General features: G+C 72.4%; 13 protein-coding genes. 2 read left to right on the forward strand and 11 right to left on the reverse strand.

All coding sequences use genetic code 11. The features are described from left to right. Nucleotides 1-20: 20 nt before the first annotated feature. From ABD297_RS08890 to ABD297_RS08930, 9 genes are all read right to left on the reverse strand, one after another. Entirely contained in the window at nucleotides 21-290 is a 270-nt protein-coding gene (locus tag ABD297_RS08890; protein WP_344254522.1) for a hypothetical protein, read from the reverse strand. 18 nt (nucleotides 291-308) lie between these two features. Continuing rightward, nucleotides 309-992, reverse strand: coding sequence for an ANTAR domain-containing protein (locus tag ABD297_RS08895; RefSeq protein WP_344254523.1), 684 nt, complete (start codon nucleotides 990-992; stop codon nucleotides 309-311). A gap of 320 nt (nucleotides 993-1,312) precedes the next feature. Further along, nucleotides 1,313-4,471 carry an ATP-binding protein gene (locus ABD297_RS08900; protein WP_344254524.1) on the reverse strand — a complete coding sequence of 1,053 codons (3,159 nt, stop codon included), beginning with the start codon at nucleotides 4,469-4,471 and terminating at the stop codon, nucleotides 1,313-1,315. Nucleotides 4,472-4,583: 112 nt separating this feature from the next. Beyond that, the gene (locus tag ABD297_RS08905; protein ID WP_344254525.1) at nucleotides 4,584-5,036 is read right to left on the reverse strand and encodes a heat shock protein transcriptional repressor HspR; all 453 of its coding nucleotides are present in this window, start codon (nucleotides 5,034-5,036) and stop codon (nucleotides 4,584-4,586) included. 62 nt (nucleotides 5,037-5,098) lie between these two features. Further along, the gene (locus ABD297_RS08910) at nucleotides 5,099-6,118 is read right to left on the reverse strand and encodes a DnaJ C-terminal domain-containing protein (protein WP_344254526.1); all 1,020 of its coding nucleotides are present in this window, start codon (nucleotides 6,116-6,118) and stop codon (nucleotides 5,099-5,101) included. Between the two features lie 89 nt (nucleotides 6,119-6,207). After that, complete coding sequence (locus ABD297_RS08915; RefSeq protein ID WP_344254528.1) at nucleotides 6,208-6,954, reverse strand: nucleotide exchange factor GrpE; 747 nt, start codon at nucleotides 6,952-6,954, stop codon at nucleotides 6,208-6,210. After that, the gene (gene dnaK / locus ABD297_RS08920; protein ID WP_344254530.1) at nucleotides 6,951-8,864 is read right to left on the reverse strand and encodes a molecular chaperone DnaK; all 1,914 of its coding nucleotides are present in this window, start codon (nucleotides 8,862-8,864) and stop codon (nucleotides 6,951-6,953) included. Before dnaK ends, ABD297_RS08915 begins: the two co-directional genes overlap by 4 nt. Before the next feature lie 282 nt (nucleotides 8,865-9,146). Then, entirely contained in the window at nucleotides 9,147-10,904 is a 1,758-nt protein-coding gene (locus ABD297_RS08925; protein WP_344254531.1) for an alkaline phosphatase D family protein, read from the reverse strand. Beyond that, a complete protein-coding gene (locus tag ABD297_RS08930) occupies nucleotides 10,904-11,644 on the reverse strand; it encodes a dienelactone hydrolase family protein (protein ID WP_344254533.1) in 741 nt (246 codons plus the stop codon). Before ABD297_RS08930 ends, ABD297_RS08925 begins: the two co-directional genes overlap by 1 nt. Before the next feature lie 52 nt (nucleotides 11,645-11,696). On the opposite strand from ABD297_RS08930, the gene ABD297_RS08935 reads away from it, so the two are divergent. After that, a complete protein-coding gene (locus ABD297_RS08935; RefSeq protein WP_344254534.1) occupies nucleotides 11,697-12,620 on the forward strand; it encodes a DUF3626 domain-containing protein in 924 nt (307 codons plus the stop codon). Here the strand turns inward: ABD297_RS08935 and ABD297_RS08940 are convergent. Together ABD297_RS08940 and ABD297_RS08945 are read right to left on the reverse strand one after the other, a co-directional pair. Continuing rightward, the gene (locus ABD297_RS08940; RefSeq protein WP_344254535.1) at nucleotides 12,598-13,200 is read right to left on the reverse strand and encodes a hypothetical protein; all 603 of its coding nucleotides are present in this window, start codon (nucleotides 13,198-13,200) and stop codon (nucleotides 12,598-12,600) included. The two genes, ABD297_RS08935 and ABD297_RS08940, sit on opposite strands and share 23 nt — an antisense overlap. Nucleotides 13,201-13,214: 14 nt before the next feature. Next, complete coding sequence (locus ABD297_RS08945; RefSeq protein WP_344254536.1) at nucleotides 13,215-14,915, reverse strand: alpha/beta hydrolase; 1,701 nt, start codon at nucleotides 14,913-14,915, stop codon at nucleotides 13,215-13,217. Nucleotides 14,916-15,018: 103 nt separating this feature from the next. Between ABD297_RS08945 and ABD297_RS08950 the strand changes: the two genes are divergently transcribed. Further along, a complete protein-coding gene (locus tag ABD297_RS08950) occupies nucleotides 15,019-15,858 on the forward strand; it encodes an alpha/beta hydrolase (RefSeq protein ID WP_344254537.1) in 840 nt (279 codons plus the stop codon). Nucleotides 15,859-15,888 lie beyond the last annotated feature (30 nt).

Raw genomic sequence — 15,888 nt, forward strand, 5'->3', positions numbered from 1 at the left:
AGCCGGTGACCCGTTCTGACTCAGTCGCGAGGGTCCGGGTCGTACCACCCGCCGTGCTCGGCGGCGAGCGCGGCGAAGCGCACGGCGTACGCAGGGTCGGAGGGCGTGCGCACGTAGACCGCCCACTCGTGGTCCTGGGCGTCGTCCTCGCCGGCGAGGGCCTCACGCACGACCCGCACGTCGGCCAGGCCCTCCGCCTCGAGGTCGTCGGCGAGCGACTCGGCGGTCTCGCGCTCGGGCAGCACGATGAGGTGCTCCCCCGGCGCGTCCCCGGCAGGCGTCGTGTCCACGGCCCCAGCGTAGGGCGGTCAGACGACGTCGTCGGGCTCGGCACCCGTCTCGATGACGCGCCGCGCGACCTCGCGCAGCTTGGTGTTGTGGTCCTGCGACGCGCGCCGCAGCACCTCGAACGCCTCCTCCGAGGTGATGCGGTGGCGCTCGATGAGGATGCCCATCGCCTGGCCGACGAGGCGGTGGCTCTCGACGGCCCGCTCGAGGTTCGCCTCGTTCTGGCGGACCCGGTCCACCATGACGATGCGGTCCACCGACTGAGCCAGGCAGTGCAGGAGCAGCTCCGCCAGGGTGCGCTCCGCGGCATCCTCGTGCGGCGGGTGGGCGGTGTCGACCCAGACCCGGCACGTGGCGTGGCCGCCGGTGGACTCGATGAGGATGCCGGGGGCGTGGCCGGATGCCTGGGGAGCGCCGTCGACGTCATGGGGCAGGGACAGCACCGACAGCGCGAGCGAGGACAGGGCCGCCGGCGGGACGACGCCCGAGGCGCTCGCGTGCAGGTCGTGCTGGGTGGTGCGCACGCGCAGCACCGCCTCGCCGTCGAGGACCTCGCCGATGGCCGCGCCCGCGACGGCGAGCGCCTCCTCGAGGTCGTCGGACCGCACCAGCTGGCGGGCCGCTGCCCGGGTGCGGGCGGCGCCCGGGCGTCCGGATGCGTCGGTCGCGTCGGTGGCTGCGGTCGCCGGGCGCGGGACGCTCACGGGGGGCCTCCAGAGTATGCGTGGGAAGGCCCGCGTACTTGGAGGCAGCACAGTGTTGCATCCCGTCGCGCCGCGCGGCAAAAACGACACGACGGACCTTTCCCGTCACCCCGGTCGGCACGGGTCACAAGGATGCTCGCGGGAGCTCAGGGGCCACGCCCGGCCCACCGGGAAGCCCCAGGAGCCCGAGGAGCCCTAGGAGCCCTGGGAGCCCGGGGAGCCCGGGGAGCCCGGGGAGCCCGAGGAGCCCGAGGAGCCCGGGGACGCGACGACCTCCGGGGCCGCGAGGGCTCCCGGAGGTCGGCGCAGGTCGTCCCGGCTCAGGCCCGGTCGGGGTCCTGGCCGCTCTCGACGACGCGCGCCGCGATCTCGCGCAGCTTGATGTTGCGGTTGAGCGAGGCCTGCCGGAGCATCTCGAAGCTCTGCTTCGCCGTGATGCGGTGGCGCTCGATGAGGACGCCGACGGCGTGACCGATGAGGCGGTGGCTCTCGATGGCCTGCTCGAGCTGGCGCTCCTTGTCCGCGCGGGCCTGGCGGGCGATCACGCGGTCGACGGCCTGCCCCAGCGACTGGGCGAGCAGGTCGCCGACGATGAGCTCGTCGCTCGAGACGATCCGCGGCTCGTCGAACTGCACCCAGGACCGGCAGTCGCCCTCGTGCGCCGTGGGCACGAGCAGCAGTCCCTCGCGCTTCTCCCCGACGAGCACGTCGCGGCCGTGCGGCTCCGACAGGAGCCCGCGCCGGATGCCCTCGTCGAGCTCGGAGACGTCGACGCGACCGCGCGGCGACAGCACGACCGACTCGCCCTTGCTCGGCGAGACGCTCAGGGTCACCTCGCCGTCGAAGAGCACGGTGAAGCCCGTGACGGCGGTGGCGAGGACCTGGTCGAGGTCGTCGGCCGTCGCGAGGTCGACCGCGATGCGTGCTGCGAGCTCGCGCCGCATGCGCGACTCGCGCTCCCGGGTCTCGTCGCGGACGACGGCGATGATGAACCCGTCGTGGTCGGCGGTGCCGGGCACCGAGGCCGAGCGCACGTGCACCCACGCCTCTCCGCCGCCCCGACGGAGGATGCGGTAGCGGTCGTCCTCCACCGGGTGACCTGCTCGGAGGAGGTCCATGCGCCTGCCGTGCTGCTCGTGCTCGACGGCCGACTGAGACTCTGGCACCCACCACGGGTAGGGCGGGACGAGCGGACCGTCTGCGAGCGACCAGCCGAACGTGCGGGTGAAGACGTCGTTGACCTGGACCACGAGGCCGTCGGCGTCGACGACGACGAACGGCTCCTGGATGGCGCCGAGGATGGCCCGCAGCCACGACGCGTCGCGCGAGCGGGAACGAGCCCGGACGAGGTTGGCCGCCAGCCGCGCGCGCAGCTCCACCGGCTGGAAGGGCTTGACGACGTAGTCGTCGGCGCCCTCGAGCAGTCCGGTGGTGCTGGCCTCCACGCCTGCGCGCGCCGACAGGAGCACGACCGGCAGGTCGCGCAGCTGGGGGTCGGCACGGATCTCGCGCACCAGCGTGAGGCCGTCCATGCGCGGCATCATGACGTCGGCCAGCACGATCGAGGGTCGTCGCGCGCGGAGGTGCTCGAGCGCCTCGACCCCGTCACGCACCGACACGACGTCGTAGTCGACGACGCAGTGGCGGGCGATGTAGTCGCGCATGTCGTGGTTGTCTTCGACGACGAGCAGCGTCGGTCGCACCCCGCCGGCCGCGGGCTGGGTCGACATGGGCGACGTGGACGACGTGGAGGCGCCCACCTCGCCGTGGGAGCCGGGGACCATGCGGGCCGCGACGTCGTCCCGGACGACCCAGCTGCTGGCCTCGTGGATGAAGGACTCGGCCGACCTCGGCGTGATCGACGGGCGTAGCGCCGCGTGCGCTGCCGGCTCACCCCACGGGAACGACACGGCGAAGGTGCTGCCGCTCCCCGGCTCCGACTCGACGGCGATGCGCCCGCCCATGAGGTCGACGAGCTGGCGCACGAGCGACAGGCCGATGCCGGCGCCCTCGCGTGAGCGACGGTCCTCGCCGCGGTCGAGCTGGCGGAACCGGTCGAAGACGTGGACCAGGTCCTCCTCGGCGATGCCGATGCCCGTGTCGGTCACCGCCACGGAGAACCCCGTAGCGCCGCTGGTGAGGCGCAGCTCGATGCCGCCGCGGGGCGTGAACTTCAGCGCGTTGGCGAGCAGGTTGAGCACGGTGCGCTCGAACATGTCGACGTCGACGTAGACCTCGTGGTCGAGCTCGTCGCAGACGACCTCGAAGGTCAGTCCGGTGCGCTCGATGGCGGGCCGGAAGTTCGCCGCGATGCCGGCGACGAGCTCCTCGACGTCGGCCTGCACGACGTGCGGCTCGACCCCTCCGGCCTCGATGCGCGTGAGGTCGAGGATGCGGTCGACGAGACCGGTGAGGCGCTCGGTGTTGCGCCGGATCAGCTCGAACCGCTGACGCTGCTCGGGGTCGAGACCGTCGGCGGCGAGGGCGTCCTGCACCGGTCCGGCGATGAGCGTCAGGGGCGTGCGCAGCTCGTGGCTGACGTTGGCGAAGAAGTCGGTCTTGACCGCGTCGAGCTCGGTCAGGGCCTCAGCCCGATGGCGCTCGTCCTGCAGGCGACGGATCCCGCTCAGGGCCATGGCCACGTGCGACGCGCACATCTCGGCGTACACCTGCAGCGCCGGACCCCACGGCTGGCGGGGGTTCTCGGTCAGGAGCAGGTGCCCCGAGGGCTCGGCGACACCGGCCTCGACCACCGGCACGACGTGGACGGTCCGGCCCTCCGCGTCGACCGTCGGCAGCGGCTCGCCCTCCGGGGCCAGGCGCAGGTCGACCGCCAGGTGGTCGTGGTTGTCCGAGCGGAGCACGCGCAGACAGCGCACTCGCACGTCCTCGGGGTCAGTGGCGTCGGCGAGGGCCTCGAACAGCCGGCCCGACACGTCGGCACGGCGCTCGGCGAGCACCTTGGCCGTGGTCTCGGTGGCGACGTTGAGCACTCCGACGACGGAGCCCGCGTCGTCGTGGATGGCGCCGTAGGACCACGTGAAGTAGGCCTCCTCGAGGAAGCCTGCACGGTCGACCACGAGCAGCTCGTCCTCGACCCACGTCGCTCCACCGCCGCCGGTGACCTCGGCGAACATCGGCGAGATGACGTCCCAGACCTCAGGCCACACCTCGCGGACCGGTCGCGACCAGGCGCCCGGGTGCTTGGTCTCGCCGAGCAGGGTGCGGTAGCCGTCGTTGTAGAGCATGAGCAGGTCGGGCCCCCAGCACACGAGCATGGGGAACCGCGACGAGAGGCAGACGTCGACGAGGGTGCGCAGGTTGGGCGGCCAGCTCTCGACCGGCCCGAGGGGCGTGCTCGACCAGTCAGTGCGGTCGAACAGCTCTCGCATCTCGCTCCTGGCGGCCGACAGGGAGTCGGTGCGGTCGTCCTCGGGGACGACGCCCGAGGGGACGCCCTCAGGGTGCTGCGGGGTCACACGACCTCCGGGAGAGGGATCAAGAACTGCCTCCGGGGGCATTTCGCAACGACGCGCCCCGTCTGCTCGAGGCAGGGACAGTCTGTCACACGGCCCGCGCACGGACGTCAGTTCAGCGACCCGGCCTCCACACCACCAGCGCCTGGGACGAGGTCGCCCGCGGCGGCCGCTGCCCGGGACGGACCGCCATGATCTCGCCGCGCGGGCCTACCGCGAAGACGCGGGCGCCCGAGGACAGGGCCGCCTGGGCCGACGCGAGCTCGGCCGAGAGCTCCTCGACCCGCGAGCGCAGCGCCGCGACGTGGTTCTCCAGGTCGAGGATGCGCTGGATGCCGGCCAGCGACACCCCCTCCTGAGAGAGCCGCTGCACCTCGCGGAGCAGCTCGACGTCGCGGGTGCTGTAGCGGCGGCCTCCCCCACGCGTGCGCGAGGGGGAGACGAGGCCGAGACGGTCGTACTGCCGCAGCGTCTGCGCGTGCATGCCGGCGAGCTCGGCCGCGACGGAGATGACGAAGACGGGGGCGTCGTCGTCGTGCCCACCGGGACGGGCGCTCTTGCGAGCCATCGTCGTCACCTCCTCTCGTCGGTCTCTCGTCGGGTCTCGTGTCAGGACCTGATCGGCCCGGGTCAGGCCCGGGCGCGCTGGAACAGGTCGGCCCGGGGGTCGTGGCCGTCCTCGGCCGCGGCCATCTTCTCGACGGCCTCGCGGGCCTCGTCGGTCAGTCGCTGGGGCACCACCACCTGCACCTTGGCCAGCAGGTCGCCGACATGGTCGCCGCGCTTGACGCCGCGGCCCTTGAGCCGCAGCACGCGTCCGCTCGGCGTGCCGGGGGCGATCTTGACCTTGACGGAGCCGCCGTCGAGCGTCGGCACCGCGACCGTCGCGCCGAGCGCCGCCTCGGCGAAGGTGACCGGAAGGTCGAGCGTCAGGTTGTCGCCGTCGCGCCCGAAGACCGGGTGCTTGTCGACCGCGACGGTGAGGATGAGGTCACCGGCGGGCGCACCGGGGTCACCCTGACGGCCCTTGCCGCGCAAGCGGATCCGCTGGCCGTCCTTGACCCCGGCGGGGATGCGGGCGTTGATACGGCCGAGGTCGGGCGAGCTGAGCGAGACGGTCGAGCCCTCGACCGCGTCGCGGAAGGGGATGCGGGTGTTGGCCTGCACGTCGGTGCCCGTACGCGGACCGCCCGTGGCCCCGAAGCCGCCGTAGCCGGCGCCTGGCGCTCCCCCGCCGAACATCTGGCCGAGGATGTCCTCGAGGTTCGGCTGGGCACCGGCACCACCGGTGTTGAAACGCACGCGCTGGCCGCCCGGGCCGCCGGCTCCGCCGGCGCCACCGAACGCGGAGAAGATGTCCTCGAAGCCGGCGCCCTGACCCCCGGCGCCGCCGGCGGTGAAGCGGGCACCCCCGTGCGACATGGCGCGGATGGCGTCGTACTCCCGGCGCTTCTCGGGATCGCTGAGGACGGCATACGCCTCCCCGACCTCCTTGAAGCGCTCCTCGGCCTTGGTGTCGCCGACGTTGTGGTCGGGGTGCATGGTGCGGGCGACCTTGCGGTAGGTCTTCTTGATCGTCGCCGCGTCGGCGTCCTGGGGCACGCCGAGGATCGCGTAGAAGTCCTTCTCGAACCAGTCCTGACTAGCCATGGCGCACCTCCTCCTTCACGGGAGCACTCTCGCTGCTCCCATCATCGGGTATGCCGCCGGGCTGCGTGGGCAGCCCGGCGGCGGACGTCTCAGGCGGGGTCGGCAACCGACACCCGTGCGGCGCGGACGAGCCGGTCACCGATGCGGTAGCCCGGCTGGAGCACCTGGACGACCGTGGTGCCCGTGGCGCCCTCGGGAAGCTCGGCCTCGACGTGCATGAGGGCCTCGTGCACGTTGGGGTCGAACTCCTGGCCGGCCTCGCCCACGCGCTCGACGCCGAAGCGTCCGAGCGTGGACTCGAGCTTGTCGGCGATGGCCGCGAACGGCCCAGCGGCGAGGTCGCCGGCCTGCCGCGCCATGTGGATGTCGTCGAGCACCGGCAGGAGCGACTCGACGACGCTGCCCACCGCGGTGTGGCGGATGACCTCACGGTCACGGTCGACGCGCTTCTTGTAGTTGACGTACTCGGCCTGCAGTCGCTGCAGGTCCGCGAGCAGCGTCGCGGCCATGGTGTCCTCCTCGGCGAGGGCGACCCCTTCGGGCTCCTCCCCGTCCGCGGGCCGGGCCGACGTGCCGGCCTGACCCTGCTCGGCGGACCGGCTCGAGGTGTGGTCGAACTCGTCCTCGCCCCCGGGCTCGGACGAGGCGCCCGGGCCGCCCTCGTAGTACGTGTGGTGGCGCTCCCCGTGCGGCGATCCGCCTGGGCCGCCGGAGCTGGCGGAACCGCCACGGGGCGGGGTGCCGGCGGCGTCGCCGCCGGCACCCGTCGCGCCCGTGCCGGTCACGTCGGGCTGCTCGCCCGACGTGCCCTGGCCGGTGCCGTCGGACTCGGTCACTTGGCGTCCTTGGCCTCGTCGTCGTCGACGACCTCGGCGACGACGACGTCGTCGTCCGCGCCGTGCGAGGCGCCGGACGTGCCCTCGCCGGACGGCGCGCCGTCCTGCTCACCGGCAGCGCCGGCGGCGTTGGCGGAGGCCTGCTCGGAGGCGTAGACGGCCTGGCCCATGGCCTGGGACTTCGTGTTGAGGTCCTCGACCTTGGCCTTGATGTCGTCCGCGCTGGCCTCCGAGCCCTCGGCGATGGACGCCTTGAGGTCGGCGAGCGACTCCTCCACCGGCGTCTTGACGTCGGCGGGGACCTTGTCGCCCGACTCCTTGAGGAAGGACTCGGTCGAGAAGACGAGCTGCTCGGCCTGGTTGCGGACCTCGGCCTCCTCGCGACGCTTCCGGTCCTCGTCGGCGTGCGCCTCGGCGTCCTTGACCATCTTGTCGATCTCTTCCTTCGACAGCGCCGAGCCGCCGGTGATCGTCATCTTCTGCTCCTTGCCGGTGCCCTGGTCCTTGGCACTGACGTTGACGATGCCGTTGGCGTCGATGTCGAAGGTGACCTCGATCTTCGGCACGCCACGCGGAGCGGGAGCGATGCCGGTCAGCTCGAAGGTGCCGAGCGACTTGTTGTGCTGGGCGATCTCGCGCTCACCCTGGAAGACCTGGATGAGGACCGACGGCTGGTTGTCGTCGGCGGTGCTGAAGATCTCGGAGCGCTTCGTCGGGATGGCGGTGTTGCGCTCGATGAGCTTGGTGAACAGGCCACCCTTGGTCTCGATGCCGAGGGAGAGCGGCGTGACGTCGATGAGCAGGACGTCCTTGCGCTCGCCCTTGAGGACGCCGGCCTGCAGGCTCGCGCCCATGGCCACGACCTCGTCGGGGTTGACGCCCTTGTTGGGGGCCTTGCCGCCGGTCAGCTCGGTGACGAGCGCGGTGACGGCCGGCATACGGGTGGAGCCACCGACGAGCACGACGTGGTCGATGTCGGCGACCTTGATGCCGGCGTCCTCGATGACCTTGTGGAACGGCGCCTTGGTGCGGTCGAGGAGCGACTTGGTCATCTGCTCGAACTGCGCACGCGTCAGGGTCTCGTCGAGGTGGATCGGGCCCTCGGGCGTCATCGAGATGTACTGCGCCGAGATGTTGGTGCTCGTCGCGGTGGAGAGCTCCTTCTTGGCGCGCTCGGCCTCGTCGCGGAGGCGCTGCATCGCGATCTTGTCCTTGGACAGGTCCTGGCCCGTCTTGTTCTTCACCTGCGTGATGAGGTGCTGCACGACGACGTCGTCCCAGTCGTCACCACCGAGGTGGTTGTCACCGTTGGTGGCACGCACCTGGATGGTGGCGAAGCCGTCCTCGGCGTCCTTGCCGACCTCGAGGAGGGACACGTCGAACGTGCCGCCACCGAGGTCGAACACGAGGATGAGCTCGTCCTCCTTGCCCTTGTCGAGGCCGTAGGCGAGCGCCGCAGCGGTGGGCTCGTTGACGATGCGCAGCACGTTGAGGCCCGCGATCTCACCGGCCTCCTTGGTGGCCTGGCGCTCGGCGTCGTCGAAGTAGGCGGGGACGGTGATGACGGCGTCGGTCACCGACTCGCCGAGGTAGGACTCGGCGTCGCGCTTGAGCTTCTGCAGGATGCGGGCGCTGATCTCCTGCGCCGTGTAGGTCTTGCCGTCGATCTCGGGCGACTTCCAGTCGGTGCCCATGTGGCGCTTGACCGAGCGGATCGTCCGGTCGACGTTGGTGACGGCCTGGCGCTTGGCGACCTCACCGACGAGCACCTCGCCGTTCTTGGAGAACGCGACGACGGACGGCGTCGTGCGCCCGCCCTCGGCGTTCGCGATGATGCTCGGCTCGCCGCCCTCGAGGACGGAGACGGCCGAGTTGGTGGTACCGAGGTCAATTCCGACCGCACGTGCCATGGGTGACTCCTTGTGAGCTAGGTGGAGATCGTGATGCTGGTGGTCTGGTGAAACAGGTCCTCGCTCAATCTGCTCCGGCTCCGGCGTGATTGTCAAAACCAGACTCGCAAATCTTGCGTTCACCCGACTCAACTCTGGGCGCGGCGCGATTGTTCCCGGGCATCCCGAACTACGCCGGGGAACCGGCCACCTTCCTGACGGGCGGCGGTCGGCCGCACCAATGTGAGGCCGAGGTCAGGCAGGCGTCAGGTCGTCAGGTGCCGGGCAGCCGTCAGGCAGCCGTCAGGCAGTCGGCCCCGGCAGCCGGACGCTCGCCACGGTGGTCAGCACGGGGTGGGCGTCGTCACCGTCCCGGATCTCACCGCCGCGCCAGACGATCGAGAGGTCGCGCCCCTGCACGGTCAGCTGCGCGAGGCAGTTGTCGAACCACGGGCCGTCGGTGACGACCCAGGGGTAGCGCGGGTCCGGCACGTCCTTGGAGTGCTGGGCCACGAACCTCATGGGCCGCACCAGCCCGCGTGCGAACGCCGACATCATGACGCGCACCATCCGGGGCATCGGGTTGCGGATCGGGGAGCACACGGCCTGCACGATCCGTGAGCTCGCGCCGTGGCGGGTCCTGGCGTCCACGACCTCGGCGACGTAGGAGTTGTGGACGTCCCCGGAGAGGAAGACGACGCTCGCCGGGGCGCGGCCGCGCTGACCGCGGGCCACCTCCATGACCATCTCGAAGACCTCGACGAAGCCGTCGTTGAACGCGGCCCAGTGCTCGAGGTCGATGGACTGGCGCGCCTTCTCGGCGCCCGCCGCGGCGACACGCCCGTGCGTCCCCATCGCGAGGGTCTCGTCGATGGCCTCGAGGTCGTGCAGGCCCGGTGGCAGCAGGAACGGCAGGGAGGTCCCGATGAGCAGGTGCTCGACGTCACCGGTCAGCTGCTCGTCGAGCCAGCGCATCTCGTCGGGGTCGAGCATCGAGCGGTGCTGGGGCTCGAGGACGCGGGCGGCGCGCGAGTCCACGATGACGAGCCGGCTGTCGCCGAGGTCGCGGCGGTAGCTCCAGCGGTAGACCTCGGGGTGCCGGTCGGTCCGGCGCACGAGGTCGAAGACGGCCTCGGTCAGGTCGAGCTCGGAGGCACCGCCGGACCGAGACTCCGCCAGGACGCGGGCGTAGATCTCGTCGTCGGCGAGCTGGGCCGGCGAGAGGTTGCCGATGTGCTGGTAGACCCAGTACGACGCGAGACCGCCCATGAGCCGCTCGTGCCACCACGGCGTGCGGTTGATCTCCTCGTGCCAGGTCCACGAGGTGTTCCAGTCGTCGCGGATGTCGTGGTCGTCGAAGATCATGCAGCTCGGGACGGTGGAGAGCAGCCAGCGGTTGGCCTCGTCGCCCCAGGCCAGCTGGTAGAGGTGGGAGTACTCCTCGTAGTCCTTGATCTCCTCTCCCGGCGGCTCCTCGAGGCTGCGCCTCGCGGCGATGAACTTGCGCATCGCCTCGGAGGTCTCGTCGGCGTAGACCTGGTCGCCGATGAAGGCCACGAGGTCGGGCCAGTCCTCCTCGCCGCGGGCCAGCGCCAGCGCCAGGGTGCGCAGCGCGTCGACGCCGTTGGTCTGGTGGCCCTTGCGGTCGTGCGGGACCGAGGTGCGGCAGGACCCGAAGAGCAGACGCGTGGGCCGCTCGCGGTCGATGGTGCGGATGCGGGGCGGCGGGAACGCGCTGTCCGGCTCGGGCCACACCTGCACGCCGTCGATGCTGACGGCATAGTCCCAGGCGCCGCCCGGCTCGAGCCCGTCGACGACGACGAGCGCGTAGTGGTGGCCCTTCACGGCGAAGGTCGGCGCCGTCCAGTCGCGCCCGTCCACGTGGACGGTGACGGCGGCGGACGCTGCGGCCTCGACCCACACGGTCGCGTCGGTCTCGCCGATGTAGCGCAGCATCGGGCCCAGCACGAGCGGCCCGATGGCGTCGGGCGGGGAGTCCTGCGCCGACTCCACCACCGACTCCGGCGCCGACTCCTGCGCGGACTGCTGGGCCGGATCCATCAGCGCACCAGGTGCTCGTCAAAGAACGCCAACGTCCGGTCCCAGGCGTCGGCCGCGACCTCGGCGTTGTACTTCGAGGGCGAGGTGTCGTTGAAGAAGGCGTGACCGACGCCGTGGTAGACCCGGGCCGAGAAGTCGACGCCGGCCTGCTCCATGCGCGACTCGAGCTCGGGGACGCCGTCGGTGATGCCGTGGTCCTCCTCGCCGTAGAAGGCGAGCACGGGGCAGGCGATGGTTGCAAGGTCGGCGTTCTCGGGGAAGTTGCCGTAGAAGGGGACGGCCGCACGCACCCGTGGGTCGGCGGCGGCGAGGGCGAACGCATACGTCCCCCCGAAGCAGAAGCCGACGGCGCCCACGCGACCGTCGACGCCCTCCTCCTCGACGAGCGCGTCGACGACGGCCCGCAGGGCCGGGACCGCCCACGAGGCGAACTCGGGCTGGCGCGCTGGCGTCGTGGCCGCGCGCATCTGCGGCTGCGCCGCGAGCCGGTCCTCCTCGGACGCGCTGAACATCAGCTCGAAGATGCGGGCGCCGACCTCGGGGGTGAGTCCGACGTGGCCGAGCAGGTCGGGCGCCACGGCGACGTAGCCCTGGGCCGCGATGCGGTCGGTGACGTCCTTGATGTGGTCGGCCAGGCCCCAGATCTCCTGGATGACGATGACCGCGCCGCGCGGCTCTCCGGTCGGGTCGGCGCGGTACGCGGTGAGGTCGTGCTCGGGGAAGTCGATCATCGTGCCCATTCCCCTTTCCTACCCCCTCCGGCTGGGCGCCCGACGATGTGAGGATGTGCCCATGGGCCACGGACCGTCACCAGCCGCTCCGCGTCGACGTGCCGCCCCGCTCCCGTATGCCGTCCGCCGCGCTCTCGCACACGTGCGTGCCCTCTCGGTGGGGCCGCCGCTCGACCCGACGCTGCGGGTCACGCTGAACTTCCACCCCGACCGGCTCGTGCGCGGCGAGCCGATCCTCGCGGTCATGGCCCGGGACGGGCTCTACCGGTCCCAGTTCGAGACCGGCACGAGCAACGGCGGGCTGACGGCACGTCCGGGCGGTGACCGGTGGCGGTGGGAGAGTCGGATCTTCGGGGGCGCCTACGACGACGCCGAGCCCGGGCTGCGACCGAAGTACGGCGCGCTCGACCTGCACCGTCGTCCGCACGGCGCGGCGCCGCGCTTCGGCTCGGCCCACGTGCGGCTCGCGGCGCACACGCTGGAGCGGACGACGTTCTGCTTCCCCGACAGCGTCTTCGAGCCTGAGCACTTCGGCAGCTCAACGGGATTCGCGCTCGCCGAGCTCGCAGCCGCCACCGACCACGACCTGCTCGACGACTACGTCGAGGCCCACGTGCACGGCGAGCTGCACCTCGTCGACGACGTGGAGGCCCTCGTCCTCGATCCCGGCTACCGAGGCACCGACGTCGAGGGCGACGCGCTGCGGCTGGGGGTCCCGGTCGAGTGGCACGCGGGCTACCGCCTCGACGTGGCGACGCTGCGGGCGCACCCGGACTACCGCGGACCCGAGTTCGTCGCCCTCGGTGAGTCGCTGGCCGTCGACGGCGTCGTGACCCCGCAGGTCATCGGCGCGGCCGCCCGCGCGGGCCGGCACGACGAGCAGTCGCTCAAGCGGGTCTGGCACCACGTCGCACGCTTCGGGGCCCTCGGAGGCACGACGCCTCCCGTCCCCGAGGCTGCGGTCAGGCGGTCACCACCGTCGTGACCACCGTGGTCACGGAGGGGCGCGCGGGTGTCGAGGAGAACCCGAACCGGCAGGGCGGGTCGACGGCGGCCAACGCCCCGAGCGGTGCACCCTCGAAGGCGCCGTCCAGCGACGTCACCGCATGCAGGTCGGTGGCGCCGTAGTACTCCCTCCGGCCGGCCAACGCCGTGCCGCGAGTTCGCACGCCCCGCAAGGCGACTCGCGCCACCGGGTCGACCATGGTCGCCCACGCCGGGCTCGACGCGACGCGCGCGGGGACGGCGCGCAGGAGCCGGCCGAGCGGCAGACGGCCACCGACCCGCAGGTCGAGCTCGAGGGACGGCGACTCGACGTGCCACCGGTAGCGGCCTGAGGACACCGTGACCGGCTCGAGCCGGACCTCGTCGAAGGCGTAGGTCGCCTCGATGAAGGCGGCCACCTCGGCGGTCGGCGCGAGGAGCACGCGGTGCCCGTCCGCCGTCTCGACCATGGCGTCGCCGAACGACCCGAGCGGCGTGCGCTCCCACGAGCCGACGACGACCCGCATGCCAGAGGCGGAGCCGACGCCGGCGATCTGTCCGTGGAAACGCTGTGCTGGCACGGCTCGAGCGTAGGTCAGGCGACCCGGTTGACCGTCTTCTCGATGCCGGCGACGACCTTGGTGTAGTCGTCGGTCGGCGAGCCCCCGAGCACCGACCCCCAGGCGGGCACGAGCTCGGGACCGTAGCGGTGGCCGTAGCCGTCGGGCGGGTCGTGCCCGACGGCCATGTCGGTGGTCAGCTGCCAGAACGTCACGAACGGGATCCACGTGACGTCGGGGTTGACGTCGTGGCCGCGCGGCTCGCGCAGCCAGTCCGGCTCGGCACCGAGCAGCGCCGGGTTCCACCACACGACAGGGTCGGACGCGTGCTGGGCGTAGACGAAGCGGGGGAAGTCCCAGGTGCCGTAGTCGCGGCCGTAGTAGTCGTGGGTGAGCTGGTCGCCGCTCGCCGCGAACCGGATGTGGAGGCCGGCGTCGACGACCGGCACGATCTCGGGCGAGCCCTCGTTGCGCCGCGCCGTCAGCGACTGCCAGATGCCGGTGAAGCTCGGGGTGCCGACCCACACCCCGCCCTGGGCGCGGGCGACCATGTCGTCGGCGTCGGCGAACGCGGCCTGGCCGCCGTAGGACCCGAGCGACTCGCCCCCGACGACGAGCTGCGGACGGTGGTCGGCCGGCAGCGTGCGCCACACGGCATACACCTTGTCGAAGAGCGCCTTGCCCGCCTCGCGGGGGGTGTCGCGGTCGGTCATCATCGACATCGCGCTCGGCAGGTAGGAGTACTGCATGGCGGCGATGGCGCTGTCGCCGTTGCTGAGGTACTCGACCGACTGCGCCGACCAGTCGTCGACCCAGCCGGTGCCCGTGGTCGTGAAGACGGCGAGGACGCGGCGCTGGAAGGCGTTGGTGCGCTTGAGCTCCGCGACGACGGCGTCGGCGACGTCGTCGACCGACCGGTCCGGCGTGCGACCGGCATAGACCCGGATCGGCTCGATGGCGCCGCGGTCGGTGGCGGCGGTGATCTGCGCGGGCGTCGGGGCGCTCGTGACGAACATCTGACCCTGGTAGCCGAGGCTGTCCCACGACTCGAGCGACCCCGGGCCGCCCGAGCGCAGCGGCGACGTCGGCGCCGCGCGACCCGTCGGCGCGGTGTTGACCTGGGCGGCGACACCGGCGAAGGCCTGCATGCCGCGGTGGAAGAGCACGCTGTCGGTGACCCACGCCGTCGCCAGCGCGACGACGAGGACGGCGATGACAGTCGCGATCGTCTTGGGCAGCACGTGGCCCGCGGCCTGGGCCAGCTGGTGCGTCGCGCCGCGCAGTCCCCGTGCGATGGCGAGGAAGAGCACCGCGATGAGGGCGGCGAGCGCCAGCGCCAGCGCCCAGTCGACGGGGTCGAGCGGCGCGAGCCGGACGACGGCGGCGGTGCGCGCCTGGGCCCGCACGTTGGCGACGGTCAGGCCGAGCACGGCGACCGCACCGAAGACGGGCGCGGCGACGAGCAGCCAGTGCCTCGCCTCGCCGCTGACCGTGACGTTGAGGTCGATGAGCCGGGAGACGCGACGCACGACCCAGGCGACGAGGACACCGAGCCCGTAGCCGACCGCGGCGCACAGCCCGCTGATGAGGCCCTGGTAGTACCACGTGCGCGGCAGCAGGCTCGGCGCCATCGACGTGAGGAAGTAGGCGGCGCCGAAGAAGAGACCGGTCCGCGACAGGTGCCACCACGCGCGGCCCGTGCCGGGGTGGCCGGGCGGGGCGGACGCGTCGGACATGCTCCCAACCCTAGGTCGGCGTGCCGGGGCCGCGCGTCCGGACGACCCCCTACGGGTCCTCCCTGACCCGACCGGGTGCCCGGGGCGGGGCAGGATGGGACCCATGGCACCGCTCGACGAACGGATCACGACCTTCAGCCGCGACGGACTGCGCTTCGACGTGACCGACGAGGGGCCGCTCGGCGGCGACGTCGTCGTGCTGCTGCACGGCTTCCCCACCGACCGGACGAGCTGGGACCGCGTCGCGGCCCGGCTGCACGAGGCAGGGCTGCGCACGCTGGCACCCGACCAGCGGGGCTACTCCCCCGGAGCCCGCCCGTCCGGCGAGGACGCCTACCGCCTCGACGAGCTCGTCGCCGACGTTGTCGCGCTCGTCGACGCGTCCGGACGCGACCGGGTCCACCTCGTCGGGCACGACTGGGGCGGCGCGCTCGCCTGGCTCGTCGCGGGCAACCACCCGGAGCGCATCGCCTCGCTGACCGTCCTGTCCACGCCGCACCCGGCCGCGATGTCGCGCGCCTGGCGCACGGGCCTCGACCAGAAGCGCCGGTCCTGGTACATGGCGGCCTTCCAGCTGCCGTGGGTGCCCGAGCACGCCGTCGCGGCCGGCTTCCACTCGCTCATGGCACGCTCCGGCCTCCCCGCCGAGGACAGCAGGAGGTATGCCGACCGCCTGGCCCGCGCGGACGCCCTCACCGGGCCGGTCAACTGGTACCGCGCCGCCCGGCACTCCAGGGTCGGGGCGCACCGGGTCGAGGTGCCCACGACGTACGTGTGGGGCTCGAAGGACCCGTTCCTCGGCCGCACCGCCGCCGAGCTGACCCGCGAGCACGTCGGCGCCGACTACGAGCTCGTCGAGCTCGACGCAGGCCACTGGCTCCCCGAGACCCGCGACGCGGAGTCCGCCGCCGCGATCCTGCACCGGGTCGCCCGAGCGCGCTGAACGGCATACGCCCTCTCACCCGGAGGGTGA

The organism is Terrabacter carboxydivorans (assembly GCF_039532035.1).
Lineage (GTDB): Bacteria > Actinomycetota > Actinomycetes > Actinomycetales > Dermatophilaceae > Terrabacter > Terrabacter carboxydivorans.

Coding starts and splice junctions, on each gene's coding strand:
- ABD297_RS08935 (WP_344254534.1), top strand. CDS start 11,697: ATGGGCCACGGACCGTCACCAGCCGCTCCGCGTCGACGTGCCGCCCCG.
- dnaK (WP_344254530.1), bottom strand. CDS start 8,864: ATGGCACGTGCGGTCGGAATTGACCTCGGTACCACCAACTCGGCCGTC.
- ABD297_RS08945 (WP_344254536.1), bottom strand. CDS start 14,915: ATGTCCGACGCGTCCGCCCCGCCCGGCCACCCCGGCACGGGCCGCGCG.
- ABD297_RS08930 (WP_344254533.1), bottom strand. CDS start 11,644: ATGGGCACGATGATCGACTTCCCCGAGCACGACCTCACCGCGTACCGC.
- ABD297_RS08925 (WP_344254531.1), bottom strand. CDS start 10,904: ATGGATCCGGCCCAGCAGTCCGCGCAGGAGTCGGCGCCGGAGTCGGTG.
- ABD297_RS08950 (WP_344254537.1), top strand. CDS start 15,019: ATGGCACCGCTCGACGAACGGATCACGACCTTCAGCCGCGACGGACTG.
- ABD297_RS08905 (WP_344254525.1), bottom strand. CDS start 5,036: ATGGCTCGCAAGAGCGCCCGTCCCGGTGGGCACGACGACGACGCCCCC.
- ABD297_RS08910 (WP_344254526.1), bottom strand. CDS start 6,118: ATGGCTAGTCAGGACTGGTTCGAGAAGGACTTCTACGCGATCCTCGGC.